At 69.0% G+C, this 13,501-nt stretch carries 17 protein-coding genes; 8 read left to right on the top strand and 9 right to left on the bottom strand.

The genetic code is table 11. From position 1 onward, the window contains the following. Positions 1-114: 114 nt before the first annotated feature. Positions 115-1,202 (bottom strand): IS3 family transposase gene (locus KIT14_11955; GenBank protein ID MCW5891251.1). Its coding sequence is split into 2 segments (ribosomal slippage): positions 115-953 and positions 953-1,202, totalling 1,089 coding nucleotides; the frame shifts between segments, so codons are not numbered across the junction. Between the two features lie 33 nt (positions 1,203-1,235). Then, positions 1,236-1,364, bottom strand: coding sequence for a transposase (locus KIT14_11950; GenBank protein MCW5891250.1), 129 nt, complete (start codon positions 1,362-1,364; stop codon positions 1,236-1,238). A 74-nt stretch (positions 1,365-1,438) separates the two neighbouring features. Between KIT14_11950 and KIT14_11945 the strand changes: the two genes are divergently transcribed. The 4 genes from KIT14_11945 (at position 1,439) to KIT14_11930 (ending at position 5,713) form a co-directional block, all read left to right on the top strand. Continuing rightward, on the top strand, positions 1,439-1,687 hold the full coding sequence (locus KIT14_11945; GenBank protein MCW5891249.1) for a hypothetical protein: 249 nt from the start codon (positions 1,439-1,441) through the stop codon (positions 1,685-1,687). Positions 1,688-1,869: 182 nt separating this feature from the next. Beyond that, entirely contained in the window at positions 1,870-3,489 is a 1,620-nt protein-coding gene (locus tag KIT14_11940; GenBank protein ID MCW5891248.1) for a hypothetical protein, read from the top strand. A 190-nt stretch (positions 3,490-3,679) separates the two neighbouring features. Then, positions 3,680-4,291 carry a methyltransferase domain-containing protein gene (locus KIT14_11935; protein MCW5891247.1) on the top strand — a complete coding sequence of 204 codons (612 nt, stop codon included), beginning with the start codon at positions 3,680-3,682 and terminating at the stop codon, positions 4,289-4,291. Positions 4,292-5,026: 735 nt separating this feature from the next. Beyond that, entirely contained in the window at positions 5,027-5,713 is a 687-nt protein-coding gene (locus KIT14_11930) for a transposase family protein (protein ID MCW5891246.1), read from the top strand. On the opposite strand, the gene KIT14_11925 is transcribed toward KIT14_11930, so the two are convergent. After that, positions 5,671-6,732, bottom strand: coding sequence for an IS5 family transposase (locus KIT14_11925; protein ID MCW5891245.1), 1,062 nt, complete (start codon positions 6,730-6,732; stop codon positions 5,671-5,673). The genes KIT14_11930 and KIT14_11925 overlap by 43 nt on opposite strands. Positions 6,733-6,906: 174 nt before the next feature. On the opposite strand from KIT14_11925, the gene KIT14_11920 reads away from it, so the two are divergent. After that, positions 6,907-8,262: an IS4 family transposase gene (locus KIT14_11920; GenBank protein ID MCW5891244.1), complete on the top strand. Its 1,356-nt coding sequence runs from the start codon at positions 6,907-6,909 to the stop codon at positions 8,260-8,262. A gap of 179 nt (positions 8,263-8,441) precedes the next feature. On the opposite strand, the gene KIT14_11915 is transcribed toward KIT14_11920, so the two are convergent. Continuing rightward, a complete protein-coding gene (locus KIT14_11915; GenBank protein ID MCW5891243.1) occupies positions 8,442-8,954 on the bottom strand; it encodes a helix-turn-helix domain-containing protein in 513 nt (170 codons plus the stop codon). Between the two features lie 240 nt (positions 8,955-9,194). Next, positions 9,195-9,578: a hypothetical protein gene (locus KIT14_11910; GenBank protein MCW5891242.1), complete on the bottom strand. Its 384-nt coding sequence runs from the start codon at positions 9,576-9,578 to the stop codon at positions 9,195-9,197. 328 nt (positions 9,579-9,906) lie between these two features. Between KIT14_11910 and KIT14_11905 the strand changes: the two genes are divergently transcribed. From KIT14_11905 to KIT14_11895, 3 genes are all read left to right on the top strand, one after another. After that, entirely contained in the window at positions 9,907-10,098 is a 192-nt protein-coding gene (locus KIT14_11905; GenBank protein MCW5891241.1) for a hypothetical protein, read from the top strand. A 166-nt stretch (positions 10,099-10,264) separates the two neighbouring features. Next, positions 10,265-10,693 (top strand): DUF2267 domain-containing protein, encoded by a 429-nt coding sequence (locus tag KIT14_11900; GenBank protein ID MCW5891240.1) that lies wholly within the window; start codon positions 10,265-10,267, stop codon positions 10,691-10,693. Between the two features lie 166 nt (positions 10,694-10,859). Further along, positions 10,860-11,165 (top strand): hypothetical protein, encoded by a 306-nt coding sequence (locus KIT14_11895; protein MCW5891239.1) that lies wholly within the window; start codon positions 10,860-10,862, stop codon positions 11,163-11,165. Between the two features lie 205 nt (positions 11,166-11,370). On the opposite strand, the gene KIT14_11890 is transcribed toward KIT14_11895, so the two are convergent. From KIT14_11890 to KIT14_11875, 4 genes are all read right to left on the bottom strand, one after another. Further along, a complete protein-coding gene (locus KIT14_11890) occupies positions 11,371-11,703 on the bottom strand; it encodes a c-type cytochrome (GenBank protein MCW5891238.1) in 333 nt (110 codons plus the stop codon). A gap of 245 nt (positions 11,704-11,948) precedes the next feature. Continuing rightward, positions 11,949-12,431, bottom strand: a complete 483-nt coding sequence (locus tag KIT14_11885; GenBank protein ID MCW5891237.1) for a CBS domain-containing protein — start codon at positions 12,429-12,431, stop codon at positions 11,949-11,951. A 23-nt stretch (positions 12,432-12,454) separates the two neighbouring features. Beyond that, positions 12,455-12,892, bottom strand: a complete 438-nt coding sequence (locus KIT14_11880) for an Hsp20/alpha crystallin family protein (protein MCW5891236.1) — start codon at positions 12,890-12,892, stop codon at positions 12,455-12,457. Between the two features lie 269 nt (positions 12,893-13,161). Beyond that, complete coding sequence (locus KIT14_11875; protein ID MCW5891235.1) at positions 13,162-13,443, bottom strand: antibiotic biosynthesis monooxygenase; 282 nt, start codon at positions 13,441-13,443, stop codon at positions 13,162-13,164. Positions 13,444-13,501 lie beyond the last annotated feature (58 nt).

The following is a 13,501-nucleotide window of genomic DNA, read 5'->3' as shown; positions in this document are numbered from 1 at the left end:
GCATCTCCCAACGCCTCCGCCTCTTCAAGAGCCGCGAGCGCCTCGAAGCGCTGCTGCAGGAGGCGACGACGCGGGAGCTCTCCTACGCCTGACCTGACCCCCGAAGTCGGCCGCTTATGATGGCAGAGCGCCCTGCGCGTACTCGATTGGAGTCCGGTTCCCCAGCGCGCTGTGGGGCCGGGCCTCGTTGTAGTCGATGCGCCAGGAGCCGATCTTGGTGCGCGCCTCGCCGAGATCGACGAACCAGCTCTCGTTCAGACACTCGTCCCGCATCCGGCCGTTGAAGCTCTCGGCGAACGCGTTCTCGATCGGCTTGCCGGGCCGGATGAAGTGCAGCTGAACACCGCGGGCATAGGCCCACGAGTCGAGCGCCCGGCCGGTGAACTCCGGACCGTTGTCGCAGACGATCATGGCGGGCAGCCGGCGGCTCTGGGCAATGCGCTCGAGGACCCGCACGACGCGGAGGCCGGGCAGCGAAGTATCGACCTCCGTCGCGATCGCTTCGCGGCTGTAGTCGTCGACGATGTTCAGGATCCGGAACGTGCGGCCGGTGGCCAAGCTGTCGGCCATGAAGTCCATCGACCACCGCTGGTTTGGTCCCGTCGGCGACGCCAGGACGATGCGCGCGCCGGCGGCGAGCTTCTTCCGCCTCCGGCGGCGCACGGTGAGCTGCTCCTCGCGGTAAAGGCGATAGACCTTCTTGTGATTGACGAGCGTGCCGCCGCGACGGAGCAGCACGGTGAGCCGCCGGTAGCCAAACCGACGGCGCTGCGCGGCGAGCGCGATGAGCTGCGCGCGCAGCGCGGCGTCATCGGCCCGACGTGAGCGGTACGGGATCGTCGAGCGCACCGCTCCGAGCACCTCGCACGATCGGCGCTGGCTGACGCCGAACCCGTCCTGCAACCACCCCACCGCCAGACGGCGTGCAGCGGGCGTCACCACTTTCGCTGCGCCACGGCCTTGAGCATCTGCACGTCGAGCGTGAGGTCCGCGACGAGCGTCTTCAGGCGCCGATGCTCGTCGTCGAGGCTCTTCAGCCGTCGCGCGTCGCTCACCTCGAGGCCGCCGTACTTCGCCTTCCAGCGATAGAAGGTGTGCTCGCTGATGGCGTGCTTGCGGCAGACCGTCTCCACCTTCTGGCCTGCCTCCGCCTCCTTGAGCACGCCCACGCTCTGCTCTTCCGTGAACCGGCTCTTCCGCATGTCGCCCTCCTTCGCGCGGGGGCCTCTGCCATTTCAAGTGGCCGCGATCGCGGGGGTCAGGTCAATCTCGCCCCGCAGCACCGGCCTACGGTACTTCGTGATGAACACGAAGTGATAGTGGCACTCATAGACGGCGTGAGCGGCGCGACGGTCGCTGCGCATCCCGCCCTACGTACCGCAAGCCTCCTAAAGGCGTCACCTAAAGGTGAGGGGTTCTACCCTCCCAGAGTGGGACAATGAATCTCGGGCTGTTGCTGCGGACGCGCTACGGCGTCGGCACGCCGCGCAGTCTCCAGGGGCGCGCGGCCGCCCTGCGGACGGTCTTCGACGCGTGGGCGCAGTGGTGGGCGGCGACGAAGGCGGGCCGTGCGGCGTGCCGGTGGGCGATCATCCGATCTGTCGCGCAGTCACTCGACGCACGGTCGTCCGAAACGAATGGCATCCATATACCCGCCGGCATCGCGGCTTTCACCACGGGCTGCTAGCACGTTGTCAGATCAGGTCTGAGCACTTCCAGGTCAGCCATGCGGCGTAGAAATCAGACCCGACCGCCCAACCGAAGGGCGACCTGGGCAACGCCTCACGGGACAACGCCTTCGGGGCCTTCACGGCGTCATGACACAAAGCCAGCTTGACCTGCTCCCACAGATGACCTAGAGAGTATTACATGCTGCTCCACCGGAGCCTTAGGATTCTTGCCCTCGCGTTGCCTGTGATTTTCGGCGTGGGCTTCTCGACCTGCAGCCGGAACCCATACGGGATAAATGTCACCTTCGACGCGGCCAACAGCGATACCGTCAGACTCGATCTTGCAAGGGATGCGGGAGTAAAATGGGTACGAATCTTTGTTCCTTATGATAAGGTCGTGGGTGCCGACGGGGGAAACTTCGCGGCCCAGGAGGCAAACTTCAACACGATTGTCGCAGGGGGCTCTACTCAGTGGCTGGACGGAATCATTGCGGACACGATGCTCGCCCGTCAGCAGGCGCACGGCGCGATGTCGATCCTGATCGTTCTCAAAGGCAATCCCCCCTTCAACAAACGGACGACCGGCCTCCGCAGTTGCCCGACCAACCCCCAGAACGAAGGGTGGCCACCAAAGGATATCCAAGTCATTGCGCAGTTGACGGAGGCTCTCGCCCGGAAGTTCAAAGACCTGGCTGATGGTTTTGAAATCTGGAACGAACCAACCTCATGCACGCGATGGGGCGGTACTCGCCAGGAGTTCGTCACCCAGATATTGCCTACGATGTACGATGCTATCTTCGCCGTACAAGCGGAGCGTACGGTTCCGGCCGTCATTGGGGGTGTAGCGGTTGCGGGGCAACCGAACATCAACGTCGTCCGCAATTGGGTTACGTGGAACGGCAGCATGGTTCGTCCGCTGGACTTCGTTTCGGTGCACTACTATGCCACCCGGGCCAACACGAAGTCGCTGATGACCCAACTAAATGGCTTCAACGAATGCTACACGGGTCCGCCGAACTTCCTCGGAGCCCCGGCATGCACGACGAAGTTCTGGGTTACCGAGTGGGGCATGGCCAACAATCCTGATGCCCCCTGCACGGTATGCCAGAACGCCCACGACAGCCAGCCGGGGCAGGCCATCAGAGCTATTCTCGACCACTGCAACTCGCTCTCAAACTGCCAGAGAATGTTTTATTTCTCCCAGGGCATCTCTGGGTGCACGCCGACTGCATGCCAGCTCAGCCTCTTTAAGCCGAATAATGATCCTCGCGCTAAGTACTTCGACTTCCAGGACTACGCCTGGGTGGACGCTGACGACTTCTGCTGGGATTACGATGCAGGGATCTGCGTCACCCCGGGGCATGCGGTGTCCGACATGCACTGCGCAGCGTTCGCGGAGACGGCAGATCCGCATGCGTGGTCAGATAACGAACTTTGTACCCATAAAAACCTTGGTCTAGTATTCGCAAAGAGCGAGGCCGAAAAGACAGCCGCAGGGGCCGCGGGGCTGTATTGCGTCAAGATTGAGGAGCCGTCCGATCCGGATAGCTGGAACGATAACTATTTGTGCGCCAAATGGGATGTGGGTGTCCAGTGGAGTCATGCTGGCCCGATTGCGGGCAAGAGCTGCATCCAAATCACCGAGCCCATAGAGCCGGCGGGCCACACCTGGACGGATAACTGGCTGTGCTTCAATCCGAAGCCCGTGGTCCCGAGCGGCGAATCGCTCATGGGAGGCGGTGGGGACTCGATGAGTGATGGGGGAGAAGAACTCGAAGCCTCCCCCAGCGGCGCGTTCCTCTCCGGAAGACCTCGGTAACAGGAGATGCGAATCGCTGGCATGTGACGTTAGCCAGGGCCTGCTATCGCTGATATAAGCGCAAGCGATGTTTCGCGACGCGGCCCAAGCTCTTGGGCGCCGACTTCGGCGCCAACCGCCAGTGCAGGATGTTAACCGAGCGCTGATCAAGCGGGTAGCCCGAGGGCGTAGTGTCGTCGATGTCGGCTGCATGTGGAACGTCGATGGGGACTATGCGTTTGGGGCCGTTGCTCACGGTGCCGCAACGGTCACCGGGCTCGATGTTGTCACCGCCACGCCAGAATTCCTTCAGCGCAACGATTCGCTTGGAAACCGCGTGCGGTTCGTTCAAGGCGATATCAATGATTCCCGAGTGGCCGCTGTGGTAGGCCCACACGACGTGGTGTTCTGTTCGGGAGTCCTCTATCATGTGCCGCACCCGCTGCTGACGCTTGAGCGACTGCGATCAATTTGCAAGGCATATCTGATACTCACAACAGCGACCATCTCGGAGCGACGCGCTCCACAAGGTGCGGTGTTCTTCCCCTTTTTGGATGACCGGGGCCGACGGTTCTACAATTACTCTACGCCCGGTCGCGCGAAGGTCGGATTAGATCGCGAGTTTGTTCCCGAATGGGGATATGCGAATTACTATTGGGGCTTCACGCCCAGCTGCGCCATCGCGATGCTGAGGCTGGCTGGATTTCGCGTGCTGGAGCAGTTCTTGTGGCGCCGAGGAGCCTGCTTTCTCTGCGTTCCGGCCGACATTCCGGAAGGCGGTATCCCCACGCCCCGAGCCAGTTCCAACGGAACTCGCGAGTAAGAGCCTACCCCACAAGTGAGTCAACGCTGGATCCGCGGCTTGCTACGTAAGTACCCACATCTCGCGTGTCGCAAGGGCATGAAGTGGAAGTGGGGATGGCGGCAAAGCGACGGCGACGGTGGGCAGCCGTTGGCGATGGTGTGGCGGGTGCCGGACAACCTGTGGAATCGGATCGCGCCGCAGTTGCCATCGAGGAATTCCGGCCGACGGGTGAACGCCGGTGGATTTGACGTTCCCGTGAACATGGCCGCGTGCCATGAAAGCGCCGCCGATCGTGGTCTGCCCCCCGACGCCGGGCCATCACGCCACTCGTAAAGGTACGTCTTTGCGGTCCGCGTGAGTCCTCTGTCCGGCGGCGTACTGTGCCGGGGGTTTGCGCCCCAAGCTGCTGTACGGGCGGTGGTTGTTGAAGTCGTCCCGGTAGGCCCCGAGCACGACCTAGGCCTCAATAAGAGTCGCAAAGGAATGTGTGAGGCCTCGCAGCGCGTTCTCGAGCGCGGCCGCCGCGACGCCCTCATCCCGGACTTCGTCAGGCGCCAGCCGACGATCGTGCGGTCGATGATCGCCATGAGATGGCACCAGCCGTCACGGCCGCAGAGAAGGTGCGTCGTGTCGATTGAGGTGGTTCCCCTCCGAGACTGGACAGGGTACCCGGGACACCCGAGAAAGCCTTCTGACGGTGCAGGGCCTCATGCGGGCAGAAGGCCACCGCGTGTCGATCGCGCCGCTGTGCCGGTGGTTCGGCGTGCCGCGGTCGACCTTCTCCTATCGGCCGCCGGCGCCGCGCGCGTCGCGTCCGCTGGTCGTGGACGTCGAGCTGGAGGGGCAGATCCGGGCCATCATCGCCGCCGAGCCGGCCGCCGGCTTGCGCATGATCACGGCGCGGATCCGTCGGGCGACCGCCCAGCCGGTGAACCGCAAGAAGATGCACCGCATCCTGAAGCTGAACGGCTGGCAGGTCTCGTTTGCGGCCGCGACGGCTGGTGCCACCTGACGGCGATCATCGACTGCTACGACCGCACGATCGTGGGCTGGCGCCTCGCGACGTCCGGGATCGCTGGCGGCGCGGCGGCGGCGCTCGAGGAAGCGCTGCGGGCGCGCCGGATCGACGCGGCCTCGCCGCCGCTTGTCCTGCGGTCGGACAACGGCGTGGTCTTCGGCGCGAAGGCCTTCGTCGCGGTCGCGCGGCGCTACGGCCTCACCCAGGAGTACAGCACGCCCTATACGCCCCAGCCGAACGGGCTCATCGAGCGCTTCTTCCTAACCTTGAAGCAGGAGTGCGTCTGGCTGCACCGCTTCACGAGCCGCGATCACGCCTTCACGGCCGTCGCGGACTGGCTCGACAAGTACGCCCGCGAGCGGCCGCACTCGGCGCTCGGCTACCGCACGCCGAAGGCGTATCGCGAGCAGTTAGTGGCCTGACCTGTACGAAACCGAGGGGGACACCACATCCCCCCCCCCGCCTTCCACCAGCCGAAGATCTCTTCGACGAGCTTCCGCTTCCGTTGGCTGATGGCGTACCCCGGATGCCGCGTGGCGCGGCCGTCCCCGTGGGAGCCGCGATGCCGCGTGATCTGCTGCGCCCCGTGTGGCGTCACCCCCGCCGCGCGCCGCGGCTCCACGAAGCGGCGCCCGTCGTAGGCCTGGTCCGCGCCGAGCGTTCGCACCCGCTGGCCCGCCGCCTGTTGCCGCCGCACCAGCCGCAGCGCTTCCTCCCACTCCACCTCGCCCGTGGCCGCGGCCACGCTGAGATCGACGCACAGCCCGTGGCGATTCTCCATCAGCACGTGCGCGGAGTAGCTGAGCTTCGCCGCGTGGGCCGCGCCTTTGCGCGCCAGCTTCGCCGCGGGGTCGGTCGGCGACGCATGCGTCGCGTTGCTCCACCGCTCGCCGTGCCAGTTGACCGTCGGATTGCCCGGATCGTCCGGCGGCGGCCGATCCTCGGGCCGCTCGGCCTTCGGCCGGAAACTCTTGAGCGACGCCCAGGCCTCGATGTGCGTGCCGTCCACGGTGAAGTGCTCGCTCGAGAGCAGCTGGGCCGCCCGCGCCTGCGCCACGACGCCCTCGAAGAAGCGCCGCGCCACGTCGGCGGCCAACAGCCGGGCCTTCTTCTTGGCGAAGACCGTCGCGTCGAAGGGCCGCTCGTCCAGCCCCAGATCAAGGAAGTAGCGGAACTGCAGATTGTCCTGGAGCTGCTCGCAGAACTGCCGCTCGCTGCGCACACGGTAGAGTGCGATCAACAGCTGCGCCTTGAGGAGCGCCTCGGGCGGAATCGAGGGCCGGCCGCGCGGCGCGGACAGTGCGTCGCACACCGGCGAGAGCCGCACGAGCTCGGCATCGGCCAGCGCCTTCACCCGCCGGACCGGATGGTCACGCGGCACCATCCGCTCCGGGCTCAGCCACGTGAGCATCGAGACCTGCTGGCGCCGCTCGCCCCGCATCGGCCGCCCTCCTTGGCGGCCCGTCTTAGATCCGACCGCAGCGCCTGTCGAGCGCGCGTGGCGGGCTTTTCAGCACCCTGCTAGGCGCAATGCCGGTCACTTAACGTAAGTGACCGGATTCTGGATCTCAGCGTCCGCCGGGAGTAGATGGAGTGCCCTACCGGAGGTGGGGCGATGGCGGCAGGCGCGGAGATCACGCTGCTGGGGGCGGGTGAGCGGCCCGCGAGCTTCGAGCAGTTCAGCGCGGCGCTCGATCCGCAGTGGATCGCCGACGCGCTGGCCGCGACCGGGACAGCCTCTGTACGCCGCCGGAAGTTGCCGGCCGAGCACGTGGTCTGGCTCGTGATCGGCCTGGGCCTGTTCCGCGATCGCAACATCGCGCAGGTCGTGCACCATCTGGATCTCGTGCTGCCCACGCCCGGCGGCGCACGGCAACCGATCAGCAATGGCGCCATCGTCCAAGCGCGCGACCAGCTCGGCGCGGCGCCGCTCGCCGCCTTGTTCACGCAGACGGCGACCGCGTGGGCGCACGGCGCGGCCGCCGCGGATCGGTGGCACGGGCTCGCCGTCTACGGGCTCGACGGCACCACCCTGCGCGTCGCCGACACGCCGGAGAACGTCGCGCACTTCGGACGGCCGGCGAGTCGGCACGGCGAGGGGGCGGGATACCCGCAGCTGCGCCTGGTGACTCTGCTCGCCCTGCGCGCTCGCCTGCTCGCGGCCGCCGCCTTCGGCCCCTACACGACGAGTGAGCTCGCCCTCGCGACGCCCATCTGGGCGACGCTGCCCGAGCATGCCGTCGTCGTGCTCGACCGCGGCTTCTACGGCTACGCGCTCTTTCACGCCCTCGCCCTGCCGGACCGCGACCAGCACTGGGTCATCCGCGCCCGCGAGGGCCAGGGCGCGCTCACGCAGACCGTGGTCGAGCGCTTCGGTGCCGGCGATCACCTCGTGGAGCTGCAACCGAGTCGCGCCACCCGCGACAAGCATCCCGACTTGCCGCCCACATTGCGCGTGCGGGCCGTCCGGGTGCGGCGCCGGGGCGTCCGCCCCTACTGGGTCCTCACCTCGTTGCTCAATCCGGCGACGCACCCCGCCGCGGCGGTCGCCGCGCTGTATCACGAGCGCTGGGAACTCGAGCTCGCCTTCGATGAGCTCAAAACCCACACCTGCGAGCGCGTCGAAGCGCTGCGCAGCAAAGCCCCCGGCCGCGTCGCACAGGAACTCTGGGGGCTCTTGCTCGCCTACAACCTCGTCCGCCTCGTCATGAGCCGCGCCGCCCCCCGCGCCGACGTCCCACCGGGCCGCCTGAGCTACCGCTACGCGCTCCTGGCCGTGCGGGCTTTCTGGCAGGCCGCCTGGGACATCTCGCCGGGGACGCTACCGCGCCGCCTCGACGCCCTGCTCGACGAACTCACCGCCTTCGTCATTCCCGAGCGGCGGCCGCGCCACTACCCGCGGGCCGTCAAGATCAAGATGAGCAACTATCCACGTAACCGCCCGCAGCGTCGGAGGTCTCGTGCAAAGTGACTGGCATTGGGGCTAGGATCAGAATCGCACTCTAGAGGTCGGGGGTTCGACTCCCCTCGGCTCCACTCTTCTTCTCGCACGGACACGATCCCGGCGTGACCGCGATCACCTGACCGCGGTGCGGCCCGCTCCAGGCGGCGACGGCACGAGCGGGCCGGGCTCGTGATCTCGGGCGAGGCTCAGGTCGAGCGGAGGCTTCCGAGCGTGCGGCGGGCCGGCGCGAGACGGTCGGCCGCGTCATGGATCCAGCGGCGTGCCGTCGCGTCGAGCCGGAGCGCGATCGACGCCGTCCGTGGCGGCGGTGGATCGAGGGGAACCGTGGCGGCGGCGAACGGCGTGATCGCGCGGACGGGGATGTGGGGATGCATCGCCTGGACCCGTCGCGCCACCAACACCCGCAGCAATCGCTCGGCGGACTCGGACATCGGGATCATCGCGGCCTCCCACCGCGCGAGATACTCGGGCCGCGTACCGATGGCCTCGGCGAGCTCGGCGATGCCGAGGCCGAGCTGGGCGCGCAGGAAGCGGATCGCGGCCGCGTCGAGCCGCTCGCGACACGTCACCCGGGCGAGGGCCGCAGCGGTGGCGAGGTCCGTCATGTTCGGCACCACCCGCGCCGTCCAGACGTCGCACGGCACGCAGCCGTCGGCCTCGACGGCGTCGAGCAGTACGACGCCGGGCAGGTCGAGCACGGGCTCGGCCCAGCGCGGGACGCGGCGCGACTCGAGCGGTCCTCGACAACGACCGCACGTCGCGGCCGACCGCTGGCGATTCTCCGACATGCCGGCGCTCCGAGCAGTCGGCGTGCCATGGATGGCCCGACGAAACGGCGACTCGCATCACGCCGCGCCGCACGATGTCGCACCCGACACCCCGACGCTGCCCGAACGTCCTACGACGAAGGTGGGGGCAGCGTGGGCGGCGCCCGGCGCTCAGTCGGTGGCGACGGTGTCGTTGAGGCGCAGCTCCAGCTCGGCGTTGCGGCGCTCGAGCGCCTCGACGCGCTCCTCGAGCGCGCGCAGCTGCGGCAGCGAGGCGGTGCGCAGGCGCTTCGACACGCGCGCCTCGAGCTCCGCGAGGCGGCCGTCGACCGAGGCAAGCGCCTGCTTGCCGCGGCCCTCGATGTCGCGGATCGCACTCGTGGCGCTGCCGCGGAGATCCTTCTGGAGCGTCTTCAGGTCGGACACGATCTCCGACCTGGCGCGCCGGGCGAAGGTGCCGACGTCGCGCTGGAGACGGCCGACGAGCCGCTCGCCCTCGCGCCGCAGCCGCCCCACGGCGGCTGCGGCGTCGGATCTGATGGTGGTGGCGCCCATGATGCTCTCCTCCTCGTGGCAGCGAGCTCGCGCGTATCGCGCGCTCCGGCCTGTGCGGAGCATGCGGCATGCCAGGCGATCGGTTCCGACCCGGGCGGCGAGCGGCCGCCGCGTTCCCGTCGCCGCCAACGCCGTCGCCGGCGGATCTTCGGATCTGCGACGCCGGCGGACGGGCGCAGGCCCCGTACCCACGCCGCGCCGTGCGACACCGCTGGCACGGAAGTCGTGACCCGACGGACTGCGATGGGCCCTCTCGACTGGATGCGGCCGCTCTTCGACTTCACCAGCCGGCACGGGCGACGCACCAACGTCGTCGACGGTCGCGCGCATGTCGAGCTGCGCGCCGTCCTTCGGACGCGCGATCGTCGAGCTCGACGCCGACGCCTGCGACCTCGGCTACATCGCCAAGGTCGTCGAGCGGATCGAGCGGGAGCTCGGGCTCGAGGCGCTGCCGGGGCGGCGGCCGCCGCGGCGTGGCGACGAGCCTCTGCTCGCTGGCTCGAGTGCTGCGCGGACATGACGGCGCGTTCGCATCCCTGCGGCGACACCGCGCCGCGGTTCCCGCGCCCTTCCCAGCCGCGCGAAGGCGCGCCGCATCCGCCATCCCCGCCCCCCTGGCACGCGGTTCGCTCACTCGAGAGAGAGGCGGGCGAACGTCGCCCGCCCAGCGCAGGAGGAAGACGACGATGGACGACCGGAGCTTCTTTGCCGAGATACGGCGCCGGCTCGGGTGCGACGAACACCGCGCGGAGGCGATCACGCTCGTGGTGTTCCAGGAGCTGCGCGACTGCCTGCCCGAGAAGGAGGCGGCGGACGTCGCCGCGCAGCTGCCGCAGCCGCTCAAGAACCTGTGGTTCGAGCCCGGACGGGAAGGCAAGCCGATCGAGAAGACGCACCGCCCGGAGCTCGTCGCGCGGGTGCGTGCGCGCGTGCCGCTGCACAACGACGCCGAGACCGAGCGCGCGATCCGGGCGGTGTTCGGGGCGCTCCAGCACCTCCTGCGTAGCTCGCGCGGGCTCGAGGGGGAGGCGTGGGACGTGTTCAGCGTCTTGCCGAAGGATCTGAAGACGCTGTGGGTCGACGCCCGCGGCGCAGGAGAGCCGCCATGCCTGTGAGCACCACGCAGCCGGGAAAGGGACGCATCCGCGCGCTGAGCCGCCGCGGCACGAACGCCGGCAAGCTCACGCCGGCGAGGTGACGACGGGCCGGCGCTCCGAGCCGCGCGCCTGCGAGCAGTGCGGCGCTCTACTCCAGCGCCGCGTCTGGCGCACCGGCGTGCCGATGACACGCACGCTGCTCGACCGCATCACCTGGGACGTCTGCCCCGCCTGCCGCCAGGCCGAGCGCGAGATGGGCCAGGGGCGGATCGTGCTCGAAGGCACCTTCGTCGGCGCCAACATGACGCCGCTGCGTGCCCGCATCCGCAACGTCGCCGCGCGCGCCGCACTCGGGCAGCCCGAGCGCCGCGTCGTCACGATCACCCGCTGCGGCGACGCGCTCGAGGTGATCACGACCTCGCAGAAGCTGGCCCACCGCATCGTGCGCGAGCTGGAGAAGGCGTTCCGCGGCCGCGCCACCTACGCCTGATCCGACGACGGCACGCCGTTCGCCCGCTGGCGCCGCGAGGTCACGCCCGCCGCCGGCGGACGCCGCACGCGGCGGCGCGTGCCGGCGTAAGTCGCGCGCAGGCGACCGGGACGCCGAGCAGCGCCGGCACGGCACGCGCGGGATGCCGCGCGCCGCGGCGGTGTGCGCGCGAGCGTGCCGCCGCCTCGCCGCCCCGAGGTCGGGCTCAGCGGCCGCGGGCGAGCGTGCGCACGTATTCCGCCGCTGCCGTGAGCCGTGCGGCGTCGAGGTCGGTGAGCGCGCCGATGCCCTGGTGCTTCGGGTTCGAGCGGATGGCCTCCACGATCGCGACGACATCCATGCCGGCGAGCGTCGGATCGTCGGCCAGCGGTCGGACCTTGAGCGCGCGGGCATGGGGCGTGTCGGTGCGGCCGGACGCTCCGTGACAGGTCGCGCAGTGGCGCTGGAAGACCGCGGACCCGTCCGGCTCGGCGGCAACGGTGGCGGTGACGAAGAGCGCGATCAGGGCGACTGCGGCGGTTCCGGGGATTCGACTCACGGCTGGCTCTCGATGTCACCGATCGGCGTCGACGACACGGCCTTGCGCGAGAGGCCCGGCCGGGCACGTCGAAGGCCGCCAGATCTTTGTAGGCGAAACCCGCCCCCTCGGCGATGCCGGCGGCCGGCTGGAGCTCGGCACCCTCGCACCGGGCGTCCCGCTCGAGCTCGACCGGACAGACGCGGCCCGCGGGCAAGCCGCGTCTGTCCGGTCGGGGAGCGCCTCGCCATCTACGCCGGCGGAGGTCAGGCCGCCGTCGCCAGCTGGTGCGCACGCCGCGGCGCGCACACCGCTCCGAGCGTGTCGGCCACCTCTTCGCAGCCGAGCTCGTGCCGTGCGGCGCCCGCTTCGCGCCGCACCTCCTGCGCGAGATCGTTCAGCGACAGGATGCCGACGAGCACGTTCGCCGCGTCCACGACCGGGAGACGTCGCACCTGCGCCAGGCGCATGATCCGCTCCGCCTCGGCCAACGTGTCGCCCGTCCGACAGGCGTGTACGTGGCGCGCCATGGCCGCGCCGACCGGCAGAGACGACAGCGTCCGGCCCTGCGTGTAGGCGGCCATGCAGGCATCCCGGTCGGTGATCATGCCGATCGGATGCCGCTCCTCGTCGACCACGGGAATGCAGCCGCAGTCCTGCTCCCACATGATCTGCACCGCATGGTTGATGGTGTCGTCCGCTCGGCACGTGTGCACCGGGCGCTGCATCAGCTGCTCGACTTTCATCATGGCTCTCCTTCGCCGAGGCCCGGTCAGGCGACCGGGATGTCCAGATGCTTCGCCTTGCCCGCCGCCATCTTCGGGATGGTGATGGTGAGCATGCCGTTCTCGAGCGTCGCCGCCGCCTTGTCGGCGTCGACCTCGGCCGGCAGGGGCATCGAGCGCTGGAAGGCGCCGTAGCGGATCTCCTGGCGATAGAAGCTCCGCTTCGTCTCCTCGCGCTCCTTGCGGGTCTCGCCGCGCACGGTGATCGCGTCGTCGGTGACCGAGACGTGGAGGTCCTTCTTGTCGACGCCGGGAACCTCCAGCTTGACCGTGATCTCACCGTGCGACTCGGCGATCTCCGCCGCCGGCTCGAGCAGCCCCGCCCCGGCCTCGCCGAAGCGGAACGTGTCGCGCAAGAAATCCTCGAACAGGTCGTCGCGCCGCCCCAGCATGGGGAACGGGCGCCAGGTCGTGAGGGCTCTCATGGCAGGCCTCCTTTCTCGACCCATACCGGTCGCAAATCTCCTGCCAAGATTCCGGCGTGGAAACGGCGGCGGAGCTTCCGAAAGCCGCGATCCGCCCCCCTCGTCGCGCACGACGTGCGACCGCGGCGATCGGCCGCACCGGGCGAGATCTGCGGCCGGTTCGGCGAGCCCGTCCCTTTCCCGCGTGCGGTAGCGCGCGCCGTGCGACGCTCCGAGGAGCGCCAATGCGATCTCGGTGCGGCGCCATCATCCGCATCCGAGCGCGCCGCTCAGACGTGCTCGTAGAGCGTGATGCGCTCCGACTCGACCAGCGACGACAGCCGCTCGAGCACCGCCTGCCGCGCCGGCGCCGCCACCCACCCCTCCCAGTCCGCGCGGTGGCGCCAGGTCGAGATCACGACGTAGTGGTCGGGATCGTCGAGGTCCCGCCAGGTCTCGCCGGTGAGATAGCCGTGCTCCCGCAGGGCCTCGAAGCGCAGCTCGCGCTGGAGATGCTCGTAGGCCGGTCCCCGGCCCCGCCGGACACGCCGTTCGATCAGCACGCGGATCATCGACGACCTCCCCGGATCGGCGTCGATACGCGAGCGGCGCGGCCGATCCGTCCGCGCC

It is taken from the genome of bacterium (assembly GCA_026129405.1).
Classification (GTDB): Bacteria; Desulfobacterota; Binatia; order DP-6; family DP-6; genus JAHCID01.
Note: the sequence above shows the minus strand (reverse complement) of the source record. Positions and strands in the feature narration are given on the sequence as shown.

Coding starts and splice junctions, on each gene's coding strand:
- KIT14_11945 (MCW5891249.1), top strand. CDS start 1,439: ATGAATCTCGGGCTGTTGCTGCGGACGCGCTACGGCGTCGGCACGCCG.
- KIT14_11885 (MCW5891237.1), bottom strand. CDS start 12,431: ATGATGAAAGTCGAGCAGCTGATGCAGCGCCCGGTGCACACGTGCCGA.
- KIT14_11935 (MCW5891247.1), top strand. CDS start 3,680: ATGTGGAACGTCGATGGGGACTATGCGTTTGGGGCCGTTGCTCACGGT.
- KIT14_11950 (MCW5891250.1), bottom strand. CDS start 1,364: ATGCGCAGCGACCGTCGCGCCGCTCACGCCGTCTATGAGTGCCACTAT.
- KIT14_11940 (MCW5891248.1), top strand. CDS start 1,870: ATGCTGCTCCACCGGAGCCTTAGGATTCTTGCCCTCGCGTTGCCTGTG.
- KIT14_11910 (MCW5891242.1), bottom strand. CDS start 9,578: ATGGGCGCCACCACCATCAGATCCGACGCCGCAGCCGCCGTGGGGCGG.
- KIT14_11875 (MCW5891235.1), bottom strand. CDS start 13,443: ATGATCCGCGTGCTGATCGAACGGCGTGTCCGGCGGGGCCGGGGACCG.
- KIT14_11895 (MCW5891239.1), top strand. CDS start 10,860: ATGACACGCACGCTGCTCGACCGCATCACCTGGGACGTCTGCCCCGCC.
- KIT14_11920 (MCW5891244.1), top strand. CDS start 6,907: ATGGCGGCAGGCGCGGAGATCACGCTGCTGGGGGCGGGTGAGCGGCCC.
- KIT14_11880 (MCW5891236.1), bottom strand. CDS start 12,892: ATGAGAGCCCTCACGACCTGGCGCCCGTTCCCCATGCTGGGGCGGCGC.
- KIT14_11900 (MCW5891240.1), top strand. CDS start 10,265: ATGGACGACCGGAGCTTCTTTGCCGAGATACGGCGCCGGCTCGGGTGC.
- KIT14_11925 (MCW5891245.1), bottom strand. CDS start 6,732: ATGCGGGGCGAGCGGCGCCAGCAGGTCTCGATGCTCACGTGGCTGAGC.
- KIT14_11905 (MCW5891241.1), top strand. CDS start 9,907: ATGTCGAGCTGCGCGCCGTCCTTCGGACGCGCGATCGTCGAGCTCGAC.